This window comes from Bradyrhizobium sp. USDA 4454, assembly GCF_054822705.1.
This window is the reverse complement of sequence record NZ_JBTRCN010000001.1, coordinates 7,098,902-7,118,142: the sequence shown is the minus strand read 5'-3', so window position 1 is coordinate 7,118,142 and position 19,241 is coordinate 7,098,902. Positions and strand designations below refer to the sequence as shown.

At 66.3% G+C, this 19,241-nt stretch carries 14 protein-coding genes and 1 riboswitch; of the genes, 11 read left to right on the top strand and 3 right to left on the bottom strand.

From position 1 onward, the window contains the following. The first annotated feature begins 552 nt into the window (after positions 1–552). The 4 genes from ACVIW0_RS33125 to ACVIW0_RS33110 all read left to right on the top strand — a co-directional run bounded on the left by ACVIW0_RS33125 (position 553) and on the right by ACVIW0_RS33110 (position 8,072). Entirely contained in the window at positions 553–1,740 is a 1,188-nt protein-coding gene (locus ACVIW0_RS33125) for a helix-turn-helix domain-containing protein (RefSeq protein WP_461356183.1), read from the top strand. Positions 1,741–2,078: 338 nt separating this feature from the next. Continuing rightward, positions 2,079–6,689 carry a beta strand repeat-containing protein gene (locus tag ACVIW0_RS33120; protein ID WP_461356182.1) on the top strand — a complete coding sequence of 1,537 codons (4,611 nt, stop codon included), beginning with the start codon at positions 2,079–2,081 and terminating at the stop codon, positions 6,687–6,689. Further along, complete coding sequence (locus ACVIW0_RS33115; protein ID WP_461356181.1) at positions 6,686–7,264, top strand: invasion associated locus B family protein; 579 nt, start codon at positions 6,686–6,688, stop codon at positions 7,262–7,264. Before ACVIW0_RS33120 ends, ACVIW0_RS33115 begins: the two co-directional genes overlap by 4 nt. A gap of 79 nt (positions 7,265–7,343) precedes the next feature. After that, positions 7,344–8,072 (top strand): hypothetical protein, encoded by a 729-nt coding sequence (locus ACVIW0_RS33110; protein WP_461356180.1) that lies wholly within the window; start codon positions 7,344–7,346, stop codon positions 8,070–8,072. Between the two features lie 87 nt (positions 8,073–8,159). Here ACVIW0_RS33110 and ACVIW0_RS33105 read toward each other — a convergent pair whose 3' ends face one another. Both ACVIW0_RS33105 and ACVIW0_RS33100 read right to left on the bottom strand, forming a co-directional pair. Next, a complete protein-coding gene (locus ACVIW0_RS33105) occupies positions 8,160–9,185 on the bottom strand; it encodes a 5-oxoprolinase subunit C family protein (RefSeq protein ID WP_461356179.1) in 1,026 nt (341 codons plus the stop codon). A gap of 8 nt (positions 9,186–9,193) precedes the next feature. Continuing rightward, the gene (locus ACVIW0_RS33100; RefSeq protein ID WP_461356178.1) at positions 9,194–9,937 is read right to left on the bottom strand and encodes a 5-oxoprolinase subunit B family protein; all 744 of its coding nucleotides are present in this window, start codon (positions 9,935–9,937) and stop codon (positions 9,194–9,196) included. A gap of 178 nt (positions 9,938–10,115) precedes the next feature. Between ACVIW0_RS33100 and ACVIW0_RS33095 the strand changes: the two genes are divergently transcribed. Continuing rightward, on the top strand, positions 10,116–10,892 hold the full coding sequence (locus tag ACVIW0_RS33095) for a LamB/YcsF family protein (RefSeq protein ID WP_461357493.1): 777 nt from the start codon (positions 10,116–10,118) through the stop codon (positions 10,890–10,892). Between the two features lie 70 nt (positions 10,893–10,962). On the opposite strand, the gene ACVIW0_RS33090 is transcribed toward ACVIW0_RS33095, so the two are convergent. After that, complete coding sequence (locus ACVIW0_RS33090; RefSeq protein ID WP_461356177.1) at positions 10,963–11,091, bottom strand: hypothetical protein; 129 nt, start codon at positions 11,089–11,091, stop codon at positions 10,963–10,965. Between the two features lie 161 nt (positions 11,092–11,252). Then, positions 11,253–11,363: riboswitch (guanidine-I (ykkC/yxkD leader) on the top strand. Between the two features lie 78 nt (positions 11,364–11,441). Between ACVIW0_RS33090 and ACVIW0_RS33085 the strand changes: the two genes are divergently transcribed. Genes ACVIW0_RS33085 through uca form a run of 6 tightly spaced genes read left to right on the top strand, consistent with a single transcriptional unit; the run spans position 11,442 to position 19,230 of the window. Further along, a complete protein-coding gene (locus tag ACVIW0_RS33085) occupies positions 11,442–12,515 on the top strand; it encodes a putative urea ABC transporter substrate-binding protein (RefSeq protein WP_461356176.1) in 1,074 nt (357 codons plus the stop codon). Positions 12,516–12,561: 46 nt separating this feature from the next. Next, positions 12,562–13,380, top strand: a complete 819-nt coding sequence (locus ACVIW0_RS33080; protein ID WP_461356175.1) for an ABC transporter permease — start codon at positions 12,562–12,564, stop codon at positions 13,378–13,380. After that, entirely contained in the window at positions 13,377–14,210 is an 834-nt protein-coding gene (locus ACVIW0_RS33075) for an ABC transporter ATP-binding protein (RefSeq protein WP_461356174.1), read from the top strand. Before ACVIW0_RS33080 ends, ACVIW0_RS33075 begins: the two co-directional genes overlap by 4 nt. Then, positions 14,207–15,052, top strand: coding sequence for an urea amidolyase associated protein UAAP1 (locus ACVIW0_RS33070; protein ID WP_461356173.1), 846 nt, complete (start codon positions 14,207–14,209; stop codon positions 15,050–15,052). Before ACVIW0_RS33075 ends, ACVIW0_RS33070 begins: the two co-directional genes overlap by 4 nt. Beyond that, positions 15,049–15,684: an urea amidolyase associated protein UAAP2 gene (locus ACVIW0_RS33065; protein ID WP_461356172.1), complete on the top strand. Its 636-nt coding sequence runs from the start codon at positions 15,049–15,051 to the stop codon at positions 15,682–15,684. The genes ACVIW0_RS33070 and ACVIW0_RS33065 overlap by 4 nt, the downstream gene beginning before the upstream one ends. Positions 15,685–15,687: 3 nt before the next feature. After that, a complete protein-coding gene (gene uca, locus ACVIW0_RS33060) occupies positions 15,688–19,230 on the top strand; it encodes an urea carboxylase (protein WP_461356171.1) in 3,543 nt (1,180 codons plus the stop codon). The last annotated feature ends 11 nt before the right edge of the window (positions 19,231–19,241 follow it).

The window sequence follows — 19,241 nt, the reverse complement described above, 5'->3', positions numbered from 1 at the left end:
CACGGCGTCCCGCTCATCGTCAGGCGCAACACCCCGAGCCAAAAATTCAGTGAACCAGAGAATTCGATGAGCCGTTGTGACTTTCGCCATCTCGACGCTCATATGTGAATGCCGCAAGCATGCGACCGCGTGTACAGCCGCATGCCCACGCCTGTGCGCACGGTTTGCAGTCACGCCGCACGCGGTGGATTGGCGCAGGAATAGGCAGACGTCCCTATCTCTGGTCAGGGCGATCGTCGCAGAGGTCCCGATATGTCATCTACCGTGCTTACGTCTGCTCCCTGCCGTTATATCCACTGTCCCACAGCGCCGAGATCGCGAAGATTTTCTGAAGTCTCTTGGACGATGCGTTGCCCGATCGCATCGCGTGAAGGCAATCATGCAATTCTTCGGCGGCGCGCGTTGCCGCTCCTCTGGCTATCGCGCAAAGTGTTCTCTAGATCAGTCGGGTCGGATACGGCCATGACGCCACGATGATGAAAAAAGCATGTGTGAGCACGACTGCCTCAGCAACCTGCATCAGCCCTATCAGGAGCGGCCGGCGTAAGCAGGGTGATCTCCGCTTTCCCGGATGCCGCTTCTTTATCTCCCGAATTCGCCGGCCTTTCGGTGCAGGCGACGCAACCTTTGGAATGCCCCTCCGTTGAGCCGATGTCTGTCGTCTGCGAAAACGGGGAACGGAAGTACATGCGACAAGACGACGACACGCCGGCACGCGCATCGCAGCTCCTCGAACATGTTCCGATGCCGCGCGAGCCGCGGAACATCAGGGACATAGCCCCGGCGCCCCCGCGGTTGTTCTCGACGCGGCACTATCCGGCTTCGGAGCAGTTCGAGGTCTGGAAGACGCGGATGGCCTCGCTGGTCGATGTCGCGCCACCGGAAGGTTATAGCCCCGCCCAAGGGTTCCTGGTGGAGTACCTGACCTGCCACATGACCGACGTCAACTTCACGTCGGGACGATTCGCCGCGCAATCGTTCGCGCGCGTCACCAAGCCGCCGCAGGGCGCGCCGGTCGATATCTGGTGGCTGTACCGGCTGCGCTCCGGCGAAGCCCACTTCAAGAGCGCCGGACGCGAAATTCACGCCGGGCCAGGCGCCATGTTCCTGATCTCGCTGGACGACGATTTCAGCGGCAGCGTCTCGGACTGTGACTGCCTGGTGCTGGGCTTGCCGCGCAGGTCGTTCGCCGACGTGGCCGATCAGCTTGACGGCGTCTGCAATATTCTCCTCGAAGGCAATCTGATCGAACTGCTTGCCGATTATCTGGACAGGCTCGAAGCGCGCATTGCCCTCATGTCCCTGGACGAGCTGAGGCAAGCGGGGCGGGCCACCGTGCAGATGATCGCCGCATGCATTCAGCTCTCGTCGAACCGGCTGGGGCCGGCGGGCGGTGCGATCGAGACGGTGCTGTTCGAGCGTGCGCGACTCTATATAGAGACGCATCTCGGCGACTTCGATCTCACGCCGGATCGCATCGCGCAGCAATTGCGCATTTCGCGCTCCGCCCTCTACCGTGCATTCGAGAGTGTCGGCGGCGTCGCCGGCTATATCCTGCGAAAGCGGCTGCGCGCGGCGCACGCCGAACTCGTCGGCAGTCCCGACAGGCAGGTGCAAGAGATCGCCTATCGCCACGGCTTCAAGCTGGCGTCGGATTTCACCCGCGCGTTTCGCCGCGAGTTCGGTGTCAGCCCGCGCGAAATGCGCGAACGCACACGCGGTCGATCAACTACCGGTTGAAGACGCGATCAATACCCCACGGTGCATCGGCCGATCGTTCAACTTGTGAGACGATCTGCGCGTTATTTGGACGGCCTGCTGAGTGACGTCGTCAAATATGTGTCTATCATTTTTGGTTATGACGACTCGGGGCACATTGATGGGGCAGTCAAGCGAGCGCGGGGTGGCAAGATGCGCTCGTTGAGTTCGACACATCATCGGCCAGGACCTGAAGGCAAGCGCGAATCGCGCGATCGTCTTCATCTCTCCGCGCGCGTGGCCACGGGGCCCGCGCGTCGGCCCGGTTCATGGCGCATCGCCTCCGGCGTCTTCTCAAGATGTCGCGAAAGGGGCGCACCATGGCTGTCGCACACAACTCAACCGAATCGCTGAAGCGTCAAGGCCGCGGCGGCTTCGTCCGCTGCTGGATCGCGTCGAGCGATGCGGGCAGCCGCTGGCTACGGCGCCGGCTGATCGCGGTGCTTCGACAGGCACATCGCGCGCTCGGCGCGAAGCGGGATCGGTTGGGGCTCGGGACCCTGGGTGTCGGCGGGGCGCTGACCTCGCTCGGTGAGCCTGGCGCAGCGCTGTCCACCGCCCTCGCTGCAAATTTCGCCCGCGGCGCGGGGCACGCCCTGCCTGAAGAGCCGACGTGCCCCGATTGCGGGCGTGTGCTCGTCGCCTTCGCCGGCGAAGCGACCCGGCGCCAATGGATGAGGCTCGGCTGGAAGCCGGTAGCGGCTGCGGCGCTGGCCGTGATGGGGACCATGACTCCGCAGGCGGCGCTCGCACAGCTCGCCATCGGCAATGGCGTTAATACCAACACCGCGAATTGCACCAATCCCTCTGCGGGGTCGGCTAGCACCGCTATCGGTTGTGGCGTGACAGCCGGCGGCAGTTTTTCCGCTGGTCTTGGCACCAACGTCAACATAACCACTCAGGGTGGTATCGGCATAGGCTACACCGTCACGTCCAATGGCCTCAACGCGATAGCGATGGGCGTCTTTTCGAACGCGACCGGCATCAACGCCCTCGCCGTCGGCGGAAACGCCCACGCCACCGGCGACGGATCGAGCGCCTTCGGCGTCAACACCACTGCAAACGGGGCGAGTGCCGTCGCCATCGGCTCATCGGCCAGCGCCTCCGGCGGTGCCTCGATAGCCATTGGATTGTCTTCTGCTGCCTCGTCCGCAAATGGTTCGGGCACGGCCATCGGGGTCGGCTCCAAGGCCAACGCCGGCACCGGCGGTGGGTCCCCGATCGCGATCGGCGTGAATGCCAATGCCAGCGGGACCGCACCGAGCGGCTTCACATTCGAGGCCGTCGCGCTCGGTACCGGCTCGACCGCGACAGGGGCCTGGTCGACCGGCGTCGGTTCGAGCGCTTCTGCGACGGGCACCGGTTCCAGCGCCCTCGGCACCTCCGCCACCGCTTCGGGCAATCAAACGACTGCACTCGGAAACGGCGCGACGGCCTCCGGCCAAGGCGCGAACGCGTTGGGCTACACCGCGAACGCGTCGGGCGTAAACGCGATTGCCATCGGCTCTTCCGCTGCAGGATCGGGCACCGCTTCACTCGCCGCCGGCAATCTTGCGAAGTCGTCAGCTGATTTCGCCGTAGCCCTGGGCAATCAGGCGCAGGCGTTGAGCACCGGCGGCTCGGTCTCGATCGGATCTGGCGCCATCGTCAACACCGCGGCGACCGGCGGCGTTGCGCTCGGCAACAATGCGAATTCCGGCGGCGTCAGTTCGGTCGCGACGGGTGTGAGTGCCAATGCCAGTGGCGCGAACTCGCTCGCGCTCGGCTCCTCGGCGACCTCGTCCGGGACCAACTCCATCTATATCGGCTCGCGCACTCTTGGGGCAGGCGCCAGTGACCAAAACGCCATCGCCATCGGCACAAATGTGAGAGCATCCCAGGCCGACGCCACGGCGATCGGCTCCGTCGCAATCGCTTCGGGAGCGAGCGCGACCGCCGTCGGCTCGAGCGCAGTGGCTTCTGCCACGAACGACGTCGCCTTGGGTTTTAACGCCGTAACGAACGGCGCGCTGAACGGAGGGTCGGGGGGCGCGACCGCGCTGGGGAATAGTTCCTTTGCGGGCGGGTCTAACGCCATCGCGGTGGGCACAAGCGCGACCGCGGACGTCGCCGACGCGGTCGCCATCGGCACCAACGCGTACGCAACCGGCGGCAAGGCTGTCGCCATCGGCGCCGGCAACGTCGCTTACGGCGACGGCGCCGTGGCGATCGGCGATCCCAGCTATGCCAGCGGCACCGGCGCCTTCACCGGCGGCGCCAATAACATCGCCAACAGCGACGGCACGGCCAGCGCCACCGCCGCCAACCAGGCCAACGGCGCGGTTGCGATCGGCAACAACAACAAGGCGATCGGGCAGGGCTCGGTGGCGCTCGGCAACGGCTCGACCGCGGGCGCCGCCGGTCTTGCGGGCAACGTCGCGCTGGGCAACGGCGCCACGGCGGCGACCAGCGCAGGCGACGTCGCGCTCGGCTCCGGCAGCGTCACCGGGACCACTGTCAACACGCCGAACACGGTGATCAACGGCACCACCTACAGCTTCGCGGGCACGACGGCGACCTCGACCGTCAGCGTCGGCGCTGTTGGTGCCGAGCGCACCATCACCAATGTCGCGGCGGGACGGATCAGCAACTCGTCGACCGATGCGATCAACGGGTCGCAGCTCTGGGCCACCAACCAGGCGGTCGACGGCCTCGCGTCCACCGTCAACAACATCAGCACCGGCGGCGGCATCAAGTACTTCCACGCCAATTCGACGCTGGCCGATTCCAACGCGGTCGGTACCGACTCGGTTGCGATCGGACCGGTGTCGACTGCGACAGGCAGCGGCTCGGTGTCGATCGGCAACGGCGCCAACGCCGCCAACGCCAACGACATCGCGCTTGGCTCCGGCAGCCAGACCACCACGGCGGTTCAAACCGCTAGCATCGTCATCGGCGGCAATACCTACGCCTTCGCCGGCACCACCCCGACCTCGACGGTCAGCGTCGGCTCGGTCGGCAACGAGCGCACCATCACCAACGTCGCCGCCGGACGGGTCAGCAATGGCTCGACCGACGCGGTCAACGGCTCGCAGCTGTTTGCGGCCACCTCGGCGATCGACAGCCTCTCGACCGTGGTCAGCAACGGCCTGACGCATTATTATGCCGTCAACGACGGCGGCACCCAGCAGGCCAACTACGCCAACAATGGTGCGACCGGGACCAATTCGATGGCGGCCGGCGTGGCCGCGTCGGCGACGGCCGCGAATTCCACTGCGCTGGGCTTCAACACCCAGGCCACGGTCGCCGACGGCGTTGCGCTAGGTTCAGGGTCGATCTCCGACCGCGCGCTCGCGCCCGCATCCGGCACCATCGGCGGCACGGTCATTCCGTACAACACCACCGATCTCACGCTGCTCGGTGCGGTGTCGGTCGGCAATGCGACGAGCTACCGGCAGATCACCAACGTCGCTGACGGCACCGAGTCGAGCGACGCCGTTACCGTGCGGCAGCTGACCGGCGCGCTGTCGTCGTTCGCGGTCACCGGCACGAAATACTTCCACGCCAATTCGACGCTGTCGGACTCGCTCGCGGTCGGCAACAACTCGGTTGCGGTCGGACCCGAGACCGTGGTCAACGGCGACAACGGTATCGGCATGGGCTTTGGCGCGACCGTGGCGCAGACCGCGCCCGGCGGCATCGCGATCGGCCAGAATTCGGTGTCCAACTTCGCCGACTCGATCGCGTTCGGCACCAACGCGACGGCCAATGGCATCCAGTCGGTGTCGATCGGCGCGGGATCGCAGACCACCAACCCGACCAGCGTCGCGCTCGGTCCGAACGCCAAGGCGACCGCGCAGGCCGGCGACGTCGCGCTCGGTGCCAATTCGACCACCTCGACCGTGGTCGCCACGGCCAACACCACGATCGGCGGCACCACCTACAGCTTCGCCGGCACGACGCCGACGTCGACCGTCAGTGTCGGCAGTGCCGGTGCGGAGCGGACCATCACCAACGTGGCCGCGGGCCAGATCTCCTCGACCTCGACGGATGCGATCAACGGCTCGCAGCTCTGGGCCACCAACACCTCGCTCGATAATCTCTACAACACCGTCAACAACATCAGCTCCGGCGGTGGCGGCATCAAATATTTCCATGCCAATTCGACCGCGGCGGATTCCATTGCGACCGGTTCGGAGAGCGTCGCGATCGGACCGCAATCGGTCGCGAGCGGCGCCAATGCGATCTCGATGGGCAACGGCTCCGCCGCGTCGGGCGACAATTCGGTCGCGATCGGCGCCGGCGCCAAGGCGACGGCAGCCAACTCGCTGGCGCTTGGCGCCAATTCCACCACCACGGCCAATCTGAGCGATGCGGCCTATACGCCGGTGGTCGGCAAGAGCGTCGCGGGGGTTGCGACCGGCGAAGTGTCGGTCGGCTCGTCCGGGGCCGAGCGCCGCGTCACCAATGTCGCCGCCGGCTCGGCCGCGACCGACGCGGTCAATGTCAGCCAGCTGCAGGCGGTTGCCTCGAGCTCGATCCGCTACGACACCGATGCCTCCGGCAACACCACCAACAAGGTGACGCTGAACAGCGGCAATGGCGGTCCGGTGACCATCAGCAACGTCGCGGCCGGTGTCGCCGGCACCGACGCGGTCAACGTCAACCAGCTCAACAGCGCGTTCCAGCAGCTCAACGGCCAGATCGGCGAAGTGCGGCAGGACGCCTGGCGTGCGGCCGCGATCGGCATGGCCGCTGCATCGCTGCGCTATGACGACCGGCCCGGCAAGATCAGCGCATCGGCGGGCGGCGGCGTCTGGCGCAGCCAGGGTGCGCTCGCCTTCGGCATCGGCTACACCAGCGAGAACAGCAAGCTGCGCAGCAATTTGGCGGCGACCACCGCAGGCAGCGACTGGGGCGTGAGCGCCGGCGTGAGCCTGACGCTCAATTGACGCTGACGGCGACGAGACGGCCGGCGTGTCTGGCCTGGCTGGTCTGGCTCGCGGCGACGGCGAGTGCGGTTGCGCAGCCTGCGCCGCCGCCTGCCTATTCCGTGAAACCGTCTGATGTCGTGGTGCCGGAAGGTGAGACGCTCGGCGAGTTCAGGCGGATGATCCAGCCGTTCAAGAACTGGACGCTGATCTGCGACGAGAGCCTCAGGTCGAAGCGCCGGGTCTGCAACGTCACGCAGTCGATCGTCAATGCGCAGGGCGTGCTCGCCTTCAACTGGTCCCTGGTCGCGACCGCCGACGGCAAGCCGCTGATGGCGATGCGGATTCCCGCGGCCGCCGGTGTCGGCGCGCAGATCGAGCTCGCGATGGGCGACAGCCCGGATCGCATCGTCGCGCAGACCGATCGCTGCGATACCAATTTCTGCTTCGCCACGATCGCGATCGGCAACGTGCTGCGGCGGCATATCCGCGCGGCGACGCCGTGCCTGGTGTCCTATCAGCTGCCGCAGACCGGGCCGGTCATGCTCGAGGCGCCGCTCGACGGACTGTCCGGCGTGCTGGCGAAACTGAAATGAAGCGAGGTCGGAGATGCGGATGTGGCATTCCGGGATCCGGCTCGAGACTGACACGCGAAATGAAAAGGACGGATGGTCGATGCGGCGCACCCTTGGTTTGATCTTTGTTGCGGTCGTGGTGGCCGCGCTCGGTGCCGCCGGCGTCGTGGTCTATGCGCAGCAGACCCCGCCGATCCCATTGCAGCCGGCTGTACCTGCGCCGGCCAAGAAGCCCGCCGTCGCCGCGAAGCCGCAGCCGCACAAGCGTCCGCAGGAGGCGCAGACGCCGGCGGCCGCGGCGGCAGCCGTGCCGCCGCAGCAGGCGGGGCAGCAACCGACCGTGTTCGACGATCAGGCGCGGCAGGCCAACATCGTGACCTGCGCCAATCTGTTCGGAACGCTCGGCCGCGGCCTTGCGATGAACTCCAACTACACCGCGCAGTCGCAGTGGGACGCCAGGGCCGGCAATTCGCATTCGGTGCAGTCGCTGGTCGCGCTCGCACCGAACCAAGCCCCGCAGGGAAACCAGGCCCCGCAGGGAAACCAAACCCCGCAGGGCAATCAGGCCGCGCAGGGCAATAGCGTTCAGCAGGCCGCAGGCATCGTGTTTGCCGCCCCGGTCGGATCGTCCTGCGAAGGCAATCTGGTGCGGGTGACGCCACGGACCGAGAGCTGCTCGACGGTCGCCGCCGAGCTCGCCAAGCTCAACGGGCAGACCGGCGCGCTCGGCGGGCTGCCGACCGTGGCATTGGCGAACGGCGCCCAGGTCGTGCTGATTCCGTTCGGCAATGCCTGCGTCGCGGTGACCGCGCTACGCGTCGCCGGTTGACGCTGCCGCCTGCTCAACCGAACGCCGCGTTTGACGACTATGTTGGTGAATGGAGTCACCACGATCAGGCCGACATTGGTCGCGGTGTTACTCGAGCGCGGAGATCATGCCGCTGATCAGATTGCCGGCCAGCAGCTGCTCGGAGGTCGGCACGATGTTGCGATGGATCTCGATCAATGCATCGGCGATGCGATCGAGCCGCCGCCGCAATTCGCGCGCGAGCGCGATCGCCGCGTCTTCCTCGGTCGCCTCGAAGCGAATGCGTTCGCCGGGGCGAAGCTGGGCCAGCCGCGGAAAGTCCGCCGAAATGACGGTTGCGATCTTCGGATATCCGCCGGTGGTCTGGCGGTCCGCGAGCAGGATGATCGGCTGGCCGTTGCCCGGGACCTGGATGCTGCCGAACACGATGCCGTCGGACACGATGCCGACCGCGCCGGCATGGGCCACGGGCGGCCCGTCGAGCCGGTAGCCCATGCGATCGGACAGCGCGGTCACCTCATAGTCCGACGTCAGGAATGTCGCGATGCCCTCGGCGCTGAACGCATCGTCCTGCGGACCGAGCAGCACGCGGATCGGGCCGTCAGGCCGGATCCGATGCGCGGGAGCCAGCATCCGATGCGGCCGGTCCGGCAGACCCGGCCTTGCCAGCGGCAGCAGATCGCCGTTGCGCAGCGGCCCGCCATTGAGTCCGCCGAGCTGGCTGCGCGCATGCGTCGCGACGCTGCCGAGCATCGGCTTGATCGCAAAGCCGCCGCTGACTGCGAGGATGGCGCGCGCGCCGTCGCGCGACGACCCGATCGACAGGCGCTGGCCTGCTTTCAAGTCGTGGGTCTCATGCGCGGCGATCTCTCGGCCATCGATCGTCATGGCGAAGTCGGCACCGGCCAGCGCGAAGCGGATGTCGCCGCCGCTGCAGGCCAGCACCGGCCCGGTCAGCGTGATCTCGAGCGCCGCGGTGTTCGCCGGATTGTCGACCAGCGCGTTGGCGGTCGCCAGCGCAACCGTATCCATCGCGCCCGACGCCGAGATGCCGAACCGCTGCCAGCCGTGACGGCCGAGGTCCTGAATGGTCGTGGCGAGACCGGGCGAGATCACTTCAAGATGTGCCGACATCGTGCCACTCACGCTCGCAGCTCTTCCTTGTCGGCGATGATCTCGCCGGCGCCCGCGGCGCGCTCGAGCGCGGCGAATTCCGCGGCCGCGATCGGGCGGAAACGCACGAGATCGCCGGCGCTGAACAGGAACGGCGCGCGCTCGCGGCGGGGATCGTAGGAGCGCACCGGCGTGCGCCCCAGCATATGCCAGCCGCTTGGTGCTGCGATCGGCGGCGAGATCGCCGCCTGCTGGCCTCCGACTGAGACGCTGCCAGGCGGTGTCGTCAGCCGTGGCGAGGGGCGCCGATCGATGTGGAGCAGGGGATCGAGCCCGCCGAGATAGGTCAGCCCGGGCATGAAGCCGATCATGTAGACGCGGTATTCCGCCGCGCCGTGCCGCGCGATGATATCGTCCGTCGTGGTGTCGAGGCGCTGCGCAAGCCAGTCGAGATCCATTCCGTGTTCGCCGCCATAGGTGACGGGAACGGTCCAGCGATGGCGCAGCCGGCCGGTCGGGGCGGGCGGCCACAGCGCCATCACTTCGGCTTCGATCTCGCGCCGCGTCACCACAGTCGGGTCGAAGCAGACCAGCACGGTGCGGTAGGTCGGCACGATCTCCACCACACCGGGCAGCGCGCGCGCCGTCAGCGCCTGGTCGAGATCGACGACCCGGGCGTTGACCGTTGCATCGATGCCGTCGCCGAGCTCGATGGTCAGTGCGGCATCGCCCGATCTGCGAAAGCGCGGCTGCGCATAGAGGGCTTCATTCATCCAGTGCGCTCAAGTTCTGCTGCGATCGTTCTGCAATACGCGGACCTGCTCATGCAAGAGCCCTTCTCGCGAGACAATTCTCACGAGACGACATGTGCAATCCCTGCGCCAAAGTTCCTCGTGGCATGCGGTGGGCGCGATGTGTATATCGGACCTGTACGGCAAGCGAGGGAAGACGATGGCGCTGATCGACATGAACTGCGACATGGGCGAGGGTTTCGGTGTCTATACGCTCGGCGACGATGCGGAGATGCTGCGCACCGTGACGTCGGCCAACATCGCCTGCGGCTTTCACGCCGGCGATCCCCTCGTGATGCATCGCACGCTCACGGAGGCAAAAGCCAACGGCGTCCAGGCCGGCGCGCATCCCGGCTTTCTCGATCTCTGGGGGTTTGGCCGCCGCCCGATCCAGGGTGAGCGCCCGGCCGATATCGAGAAGATCATGCTCTACCAGATCGGCGCGATGATGGCGCTGGCTGCCGATGTCGGCCACCCCATCCGTCACGTCAAGACGCACGGCGCGCTCGGCAACATCGCCGCCGAGGACCGCGACCTCGCTGAGGCGGTAGCGCGCGCGATCCACACCGTCGATCGCAATCTGATCTTCGTCGTGATGCCGGGCCAGGAGACCGAGCGGGCAGGGGAGAAGTTCGGCCTGCCGCTGGTGCGCGAGATCTATGCGGATCGCGCCTATGCCGACAACGGCAATCTGGTGTCGCGCCGCCTCGCGGGCGCAGTGATCCACGATGCCGAGGTCGCGGCTGAACGGGTCATCCGCATGATCGAGGACCGCGCCATCACCTGCCTGTCCGGCACCCGCCTGCCGACCCGGATCGACAGCGTCTGCGTCCATGGCGACACGCCAGGTGCGGTGGCGATGGCGCAGCGGCTGCGCGAGCGCCTCGCCGCGTCGGGCGTCATGCTGGCGCCGATGGCCCAAGTGATCGGCGCGTGAGGATTGGCCGCGGCTCAGCTTTCTTACTCCAGCACAAGGTGCGAGCAGCGACGCGGCGGGCAAGCGGAGTTTAGGCGCTCGGACCTCGCACATCGCGGTTCGGCACCAGACCAAACCGGCCGTGCAGTCCGCGCCAGAAGCTTGCGAACAAAACGCTCAGAAGCTTGCGCATCGAACTTCCCCCTTCGACGTCAGCCATGATGCGATCCTCTTGATGTCGACGACGAAATGACAGAGCCAATTCTGAGCAGGCTTGCGCAGTTTTTAAGCAGGGCGCCCGCGCGGCCGGACCGCGCGCGCCGAAAAATCTCATGAGATTCAAACGCCGCCACTGTGGCACGGCTCGTGCATTAAAGGCCGCGAGTTGGCCGCTAGGGTTCCGATCTTGCCAGGCAAGATGCTGGTCCGAGAGCAGCCGCTTGCGGGGGAGACATCCCCGCAGGTGCACGGCGGGATAAAAGCCCGGGAGACCTCGTTAGCCAAGGGATTGGCGGAGCGATGGTCTTTTCGCCAGTCCCTTTTTGTGAAATTTCGCAAGAGGGATCGGCAATGAACAAGTTCTCTTTCTTCCTTCGCTCTGTTGTCATCGGCTGCGCGATCGTGCTCGCGGCGGCGCCTGCGGCCGACGCCGCGCCGAAGAAAAGCTTCAAGGTCGCCTGGTCGATCTATGTCGGGTGGATGCCGTGGGGCTATGCGGCCGACACCGGCATCGTCAAGAAGTGGGCCGACAAATACGGCATCACGATCGAGGTCAAGCAGTTCAACGACTACGTCGAATCGATCAACCAGTACACCGCCGGCGGTTATGACGCCGTCACCATTACCAACATGGACGCGCTGTCGATTCCCGCAGCCGGCGGTGTCGACACCACCGCGATCGTGATGGGCGACTTCTCGAACGGCAATGATGCCGTGATCCTGAAGAACAAGTCCGACCTCGCCGCGATCAAGGGCCAGACCGTCAACCTGGTCGAGTTCTCGGTGTCGCATTATCTGCTGGCGCGCGCGCTCGAGAGCAGCAAGCTGAGCGAGAAGGACGTCAAGGTCGTCAACACCTCGGATGCCGATATCGCTGCGGCCTACAAGACGCCCGACGTCAATGCGGTCGTGACCTGGAATCCGATCGTGACCGAAATCCTCGGCTCGCCGGATGCCAAGAAGGTGTTCGATTCCTCGCAGATCCCTGGCGAGATCATGGACCTGATGGTGGTGAACACTGCAGTCGCCAAGGACAATCCCGATTTCGCCAAGGCGCTGGTCGGCATCTGGTACGAGACGCTGTCCAGGATGACCGCGAACGATCCCGCCGCCAAGGCTGCCAAGGAAGCGATGGCGAAGGCCTCCGGCACCGACCTCGCCGGCTTCGACAGCCAGCTCTCGACCACCAAGCTGTTCGACAAGGCAAGCGACGCCGAAGCCTTCACGCGCAGCAAAACCGTCGGGGCGACCATGGATCGCGTCCGCAAATTCCTGTTCGAGAAGGACCTGCTCGGCAAGGGCGCGAAGTCGGCTGATGCCGTCGGGATCGAGCTCGCCGACAAGTCGGTGCTGGGCGACAAGTCGAACGTCAAGCTGCGCTTCGACCCGACCTACATGGACGAAGCCGCCAAAGGAAAGCTCTAGGGCAAGCTTTGACGCGCACAGCGCCGACCTCTAGCAGGAGCCGACGATGCGACTTGTGAACATACGGCCGGGCCGGCAGGCGCGATTCTATCTGCTCGCGCTGCCGTTCCTCCTGGTCGCAATCGCCTACTTCGCCGGCTCCAGCGCCCGGCTCGCGCAGAACCCGAACGACAAGCTGCTGCCGGCGCTGCCGAGCATGGTGCAGGCGGTCAAGCAGATGGCGTTCGAGGTCGATCCACGCACCGGCAGCTATCTGATGGCCTCCGACACCGTCGCGAGCCTCGGGCGGCTGGGGTCGGCGCTGGCGATCTCGACGGTGGCGGCGCTGGTGCTCGGCATCGTGATCGGGCTGTTGCCGGGCGCCAATGCCCTGCTCGGGCCATTCGTGTCGGTCACCTCGATGGTGCCGCCGCTGGCGCTCTTGCCGATCCTGTTCATCGTGATGGGCTTAGGTGAGAACTCCAAGATCGCGCTGATCGTGATCGGGACGCTGCCCTGCATGATCCGCGACCTCGCCATGAAGGTGCAGGAGCTGCCGCGCGAGCAGATCGTCAAGGCGCAGACGCTCGGCGCCTCGACCTGGCAGATCGCGCTGCGCGTCGCGATGCCGCAAACCCTGCCGCGGCTGATCGACGTGCTGCGCCTGCAACTCGGCCCGGCCTGGCTGTTCCTGATCGCGGCCGAGGCGATCGCTTCCGATTCCGGGCTCGGCTACCGGATCTTCCTGGTGCGCCGCTATCTCGCGATGGACGTGATCATTCCCTACGTCGTCTGGATCACGCTGCTGGCGTTCCTGATCGATGTCGGCCTGCGCGTCCTGCAACGCAAGGCGTTTCCCTGGTTTGCCTCGGTGAGGGCGGAATGAGCGCGATCCGGTTCGACGACGTCTGGAAGGAATATGGCGACCACATCGTGCTCGAGCGCGTCACGATGGAGGTCGAGCCGCGCGCCTTCATCGCGCTGGTCGGCCCGTCCGGTTGCGGCAAGACCACGCTGCTCCGCATGCTGCTCGGTGAGGAGCAGCCGAGCCGCGGCCAGATCCTGGTCGACGGCAAGCCGCTGCGCGCCGAGCCGGATGCCGACCGCGGCGTGGTGTTCCAGCGCTACTCGGTGTTTCCGCATCTGACGGTGCTGCAAAATGTCATGCTCGGCCGCGAATTGCGCGATGCCAAGTTCACGGCGCGATTGTTCGGTGCCGCGCGGCGCGCCGCCATGGATGACGCGATGAAGCTATTGGCCGAAGTCGGGCTCGCCGGCCAGGAGAACAAATATCCATCCGCGTTATCGGGCGGCATGCAACAGCGCCTCGCGCTGGCGCAGGCGATCATGCGCGAGCCAAAGATCCTGTTGCTCGACGAGCCGTTCGGCGCGCTCGACCCGGGCATCCGCGCCGACATCCATCTGTTGATGAGGCGGCTGTGGAACGAGACCCATCTGACCGTCGTAATGGTCACGCACGATCTCAGCGAAGCGTTCGGGCTCGCCACGCGCGTGATCGCGCTGGAGCGGTCGCGCAACCGGCCCGAGGAGCGCGATCGCTACGGCGCCACCGTGTCGCGCGACCTCGAGATATTCCCGCGCCGCAGCGCCGAGCTGCGGTCGTCGGTTCAACCAGCTCCGGCCGGGACGACCCGGTCAGACAAGGAGCATCAGCCGGGACGGCCCGGCGCTCTCGTCTTGAAGGAGCAACCATGATCCTCACAGCGGAACAGAAGGCCGAGATTGCGGCGCATGCGCGACGCTACAACGAGCTGAAGGCGGCGGGGCAGGATCGCGCCCCGCGTGCACTGCCGGCGCCGACCGCACGGGACGCCGTGCCGATCGCGACCGACGCGATCATTCACCGCGAGGTGATTCCGGCGGGCTGGTACTGGACCACGCGGCTGAACCGCGGCGATACGCTGCGCATCGTCAACACACAGGGGACATCAACCGTCAGCCTGCTCGCCTGGAATGCCGCCGACACCACCGAGCGGCTCAACCACGCCGATACAATCAAGGTGCAATGGGCGGCGCGGCTGCAGAAGGGACGGGTGCTGCTGTCGGACATGGGCCGCGCACTTCTCGCCATCACCGAGGACACCAGTGCTGCGCATGATGCCGTGGTCGGCGGCTCGACCGGGGCGACCAACCTGGCGAAGTACGGCGACGGCAATTTCCGCAACACGCGCGACAACTTCATCCTCGCCGCGATGAAGCTCGGGCTCGACCGCCGCGACGTGCATCCCTGCGTCAGCTTTTTTGCGCCGGTCTCAATCGACGCTGATGGCAAGTTTGTCTGGTCGGAGGGGCGGCGCGAGAAAGGCGACTTCGTCGATCTGCGTGCCGAAATGGATCTGCTGATCGCGTTGTCGAACTGCCCGCATCCGCTTGATCCGGCCACGGCCTATCCGCAAGCGAGCGTGGAGACCGTGCGCTACGGCGCGGGTGCGCCGACTGCCGACGATCTGTGCCGGACCGCGACGGCCGAGGCGATCCGCGCCTACGAGAACAACGCGCTGTATTTCGGCGAGACCAGCGAAGGAGCCGTGCGATGACCACGCAATCCGTTCCGACCGGCCGCATCGTCCTCGATATCGAAATTCCCGCGCGCAAGCCGTGGTCGGCGATCATTCGCAAGGGCCAGACCTTGCGGATCACCGACACCCATGGCCAGCAGGCGGTGGATACGCTGTTCTATCGCGCCGATGATTTCGGCGAGCGCTACAGCGGCCAGGATACGCTGCGCGCGCAAGGCTCGGCCTATGTCGGGCTCGGCACCCGGATCATGTCCAATGAAGGCCGGGTGATGCTGCGCGTGACGGCAGACAGTTGCGGCCTGCATGATACCTCGGCGGGCGCCTGCTCCTGCGAGAGCAACACTGTGCGGTTCGGGCACCAGACCCGCTACCAGCACGCCTGTCGCGAGAACTTTGTGATCGAGGCCGCGAAATACGGCATGTCGAAGCGCGACATCGTGCCGAATCTGAACTTCTTCATGAACGTGCCGATCGATCCCGCCGGAAATTTCACGGTGGTCGACGGAGTCTCCAAGCCCGGTGACGCGATCGAGCTGGTCGCCGAGATGGACGTGCTGTGCCTGATCTCGAACTGTCCGCAGATCAACAATCCCTGCAACGGCTTCTTCCCGACGCCGGTACAGGTCACGATCTTCGAGCCGGAGGCGTGAGGCATGTTCGGCAAGGTCCTGATTGCCAACCGCGGCGAGATCGCCGGGCGGATCGGCAGAACATTGCGCCACATGGGCATCGGTTCGGTTGCGGTCTATTCCGATGCCGACCGCTTCACCCGGCCGGTGCTCGACGCCGACGAGGCGGTGCGGATCGGCCCGGCACCGGCGGCCGAGAGCTACCTCAACGTCGATGCCATCATGGCGGCGTGCCTTGCCACCGGCGCGCAGGCGGTGCACCCGGGTTACGGCTTCCTGTCGGAGAACCGCCGCTTTGCCGAGCGGCTGGCCGAGCACGGCATCACCTTCATCGGGCCGCGGCCTGAACATCTCGACGCTTTCGGCCTCAAGCACAAGGCGCGCGAGATAGCCGACCGCAGCGGCGTGCCGCTGCTGCCGGGCTCCGGCCTGCTGGAGACTATCGACGAGGCGGTGCGCGAGGCTGAGCGGATCGGCTTTCCGGTGATGCTGAAGAGCACGGCGGGTGGCGGCGGCATCGGCATGCAGCTCTGCCACGACATGGCGACGCTGCGCGAGCGCTTCGAATCCGTGCAGCGCACGGCGCGGGCGAGCTTCGGCGACGCCCGGGTCTATCTCGAGCGCTTCGTCGCCCGGGCGCGCCACATCGAGGTGCAGATCTTCGGCAACGGCAAGGGCGATGTGGTCGCGCTTGGCGAGCGTGACTGTTCGCTGCAGCGGCGCAACCAGAAGGTCTTTGAGGAGACCCCCGCGCCGGGCCTCTCCGCCGACATCAGGCGGCGGCTGCACGCCGCGGCGGTGTCGCTCGGCAAGGCGGTCAATTACGAATCCGCCGGCACGGTCGAGTTCATCTACGACGTCGAGCGCGAGGATTTTTACTTCCTCGAGGTCAACACCCGGCTTCAGGTCGAGCATCCCGTCACCGAGCAGGTCACGGGCGTCGACCTGGTCGAATGGATGATCCGCCAGGCGGCGGGCGAGGACGTGCTGGCCCAGGCCGGCGCGCTCACGCCGAAGGGCACGGCGATCGAGGTGCGGCTCTACGCCGAGAATCCGGGCGCCGGCTTCCGCCCGAGCGCGGGCCGCTTGACGAAAGTCGATTTCTCGGGCGACGCGCGGATCGACGGCTGGATCGAGACGGGCACCGAGGTGACGCCGTTCTATGATCCGATGCTGGCCAAGATCATCGTATCGGCGGAGACCCGCGATGCCGCGATTGCAAAGCTGATGCACGCGCTCGATGACACGGTCGTCGCCGGAATCGAGACCAACCTCGATTATCTGCGCGCGATCGCCGCGTCCGACGTGTTCCGCGGCGGACAGGTCGCGACCAGTGTGCTCGGCGCCTTTGCGTACCGGCCGCACACCATCGATGTCGTTGCACCCGGTGCGCAGAGCGGGGTGCAGGAATTGCCCGGCCGCCTGCATCTCTGGCATGTCGGCGTGCCGCCGAGCGGCCCGATGGACGAACGATCGTTCCGCCTTGCCAATCGCGTGGTCGGCAATCCGGAAACGACGACTGCGCTGGAGCTGACGGTCAATGGGCCGACCCTGCGTTTCAACACCGATGCGATCGTCGCGCTGTCGGGCGCGCGGATGAAGGCGTCGCTGGACGGCGCCGATGTGGCCTATGACGAACCGGTCGCGGTGCGCGCGGGGCAGACGCTTGCGATCGGCAGCATCAAGGGCCCGGGCCAGCGCAGCTATCTGGCGGTGCGTGGCGGCATCGACGTGCCGGAGATCCTCGGCTCACGCGCGGTGTTTGCGCTCGGCGCCTTGGGCGGCCATGCGACCGGCTCGCTGAAGGCCGGTGATGTCTTGCATATCGGTGTGGAGAGGCCTGACCTAGCGGCGCCGCGGCCGGCCACGGCAGACGAGCGGCCAGAGCTCACTTCGGCGTGGCAGATCGGCGTAATCTATGGCCCGCATGGTGCGCCGGACTTCTTCCTCGATGACGACATCGCAACGCTGTTCGCGTCGAGCTATGAGGTGCATTTCAACAGCGCCCGCACCGGCGTGCGGCTGATCGGGCCGAAGCCGCGCTGGGCGCGGGCCGACGGTGGCGAGGCCGGGCTGCATCCGTCGAACATCCATGACAACGCCTATGCGGTCGGCTCGATCGACTTCACCGGCGACATGCCGATCATCCTCGGGCCGGACGGACCGAGCCTTGGCGGCTTCGTCTGTCCGGCAGTCGTCGCGGGCGACGAGCTCTGGAAGATCGGCCAGCTCCGGCCCGGCGACACCGTGCGCTTTGTGCCGGTGAAGCGTGACGATCCGATTGCCGGTCCCACAGTGCTGAGTGCGCCGGAGCTCGGATCGGCCATCGTCGGCCGCAACGATGACGGCCCGATCCCGGTGGTGTATCGCCGCGCCGGCGACGACAATCTGCTGGTCGAATACGGACCGATGGAGCTCGACATCGCGCTACGGCTGCGCGTGCATGTGCTGGCGCAGGCACTGGAGGAGGCCAAGCTCGGCGGCCTGATCGATCTGACGCCCGGCATCCGCTCGTTGCAGATCCATTATGACGGCAGCGCGCTGTCGCGTAGCAAACTGCTCGACGTGTTGCGCAAGATCGAGCGCGAACTGCCGCCGGTCGATGCGATGCGGGTGCCGAGCCGCATTGTGCATCTGCCGTTGTCCTGGCGCGATCCGCAGGCCGAGCTCGCGATGCGCAAATATCAGGAGCTGGTACGCGCGGATGCGCCGTGGTGTCCGTCGAATGTCGAGTTCATCCGCCGCATCAACGGTCTCGGCAGCGAGGACGACGTCCGCCGCATCGTGTTCGATGCCGATTACTTCGTGCTCGGCCTCGGCGACGTCTATCTCGGCGCGCCGGTGGCAACCCCGCTCGATCCGCGGCATCGCCTCGTGACCACGAAATACAATCCGGCACGGACCTGGACGCCGGAGAACGCGGTCGGAATCGGCGGCGCCTATATGTGTATCTACGGCATGGAAGGGCCGGGCGGCTATCAACTGTTCGGCCGCACTATCCAGGTCTGGAACACCTGGCGCACCACGCGCGTGTTCGAGCCCGGCCACCCCTGGCTGCTGCGGTTCTTCGACAAGATCCGCTTCTTCCCGGTCGATGCCGATGAATTGCTCGACGCGCGCGCCGCATTCCCGCACGGGCAATACGACATCAGGATCGAGCAGGGGGAGTTCTCCTACGCCGACTATGCGAAGCAGTTGGTTGCGACGCAGCCGTCGATCGCCGCGTTCAAGGCAACCCAGCAGGCTGCGTTCGACGCCGAGCGTCAGCGCTGGCGCGAGATGAAGCTCGACGAAGCGCCGGTGGAACAGATCGATGCCGGTTCCGTCACGACCGGCATTCCCGATGGCCAAACCGGTGCCTTCTCCGAAGTGCCGGGCAACATCTGGAAGATCCTGGTCGAGGAGGGCGCCGAGGTCGCAGCCGGCGACGTGCTCGCCATCATCGAGTCCATGAAAATGGAAATCTCGGTGCTCTCGCCCGCGGCAGGCCGCATCGCATCGGTGCCGGTGAAACCGGGGCAGACGTTGCGCGCGGGGGATGTCGTGGCGCTGATCCGGCCGGGATAAGGCGGGACGTC

Bases quoted from the DNA above. Each gene is read 5' to 3' on its own strand.
- ACVIW0_RS33120 (WP_461356182.1), top strand. From the start codon at position 2,079: ATGGCTGTCGCACACAACTCAACCGAATCGCTGAAGCGTCAAGGCCGC.
- ACVIW0_RS33110 (WP_461356180.1), top strand. From the start codon at position 7,344: ATGCGGCGCACCCTTGGTTTGATCTTTGTTGCGGTCGTGGTGGCCGCG.
- ACVIW0_RS33105 (WP_461356179.1), bottom strand. From the start codon at position 9,185: ATGTCGGCACATCTTGAAGTGATCTCGCCCGGTCTCGCCACGACCATT.
- ACVIW0_RS33100 (WP_461356178.1), bottom strand. From the start codon at position 9,937: ATGAATGAAGCCCTCTATGCGCAGCCGCGCTTTCGCAGATCGGGCGAT.
- ACVIW0_RS33095 (WP_461357493.1), top strand. From the start codon at position 10,116: ATGGCGCTGATCGACATGAACTGCGACATGGGCGAGGGTTTCGGTGTC.
- ACVIW0_RS33090 (WP_461356177.1), bottom strand. From the start codon at position 11,091: ATGGCTGACGTCGAAGGGGGAAGTTCGATGCGCAAGCTTCTGAGCGTT.
- ACVIW0_RS33085 (WP_461356176.1), top strand. From the start codon at position 11,442: ATGAACAAGTTCTCTTTCTTCCTTCGCTCTGTTGTCATCGGCTGCGCG.
- ACVIW0_RS33080 (WP_461356175.1), top strand. From the start codon at position 12,562: ATGCGACTTGTGAACATACGGCCGGGCCGGCAGGCGCGATTCTATCTG.
- ACVIW0_RS33075 (WP_461356174.1), top strand. From the start codon at position 13,377: ATGAGCGCGATCCGGTTCGACGACGTCTGGAAGGAATATGGCGACCAC.
- ACVIW0_RS33070 (WP_461356173.1), top strand. From the start codon at position 14,207: ATGATCCTCACAGCGGAACAGAAGGCCGAGATTGCGGCGCATGCGCGA.
- ACVIW0_RS33065 (WP_461356172.1), top strand. From the start codon at position 15,049: ATGACCACGCAATCCGTTCCGACCGGCCGCATCGTCCTCGATATCGAA.
- uca (WP_461356171.1), top strand. From the start codon at position 15,688: ATGTTCGGCAAGGTCCTGATTGCCAACCGCGGCGAGATCGCCGGGCGG.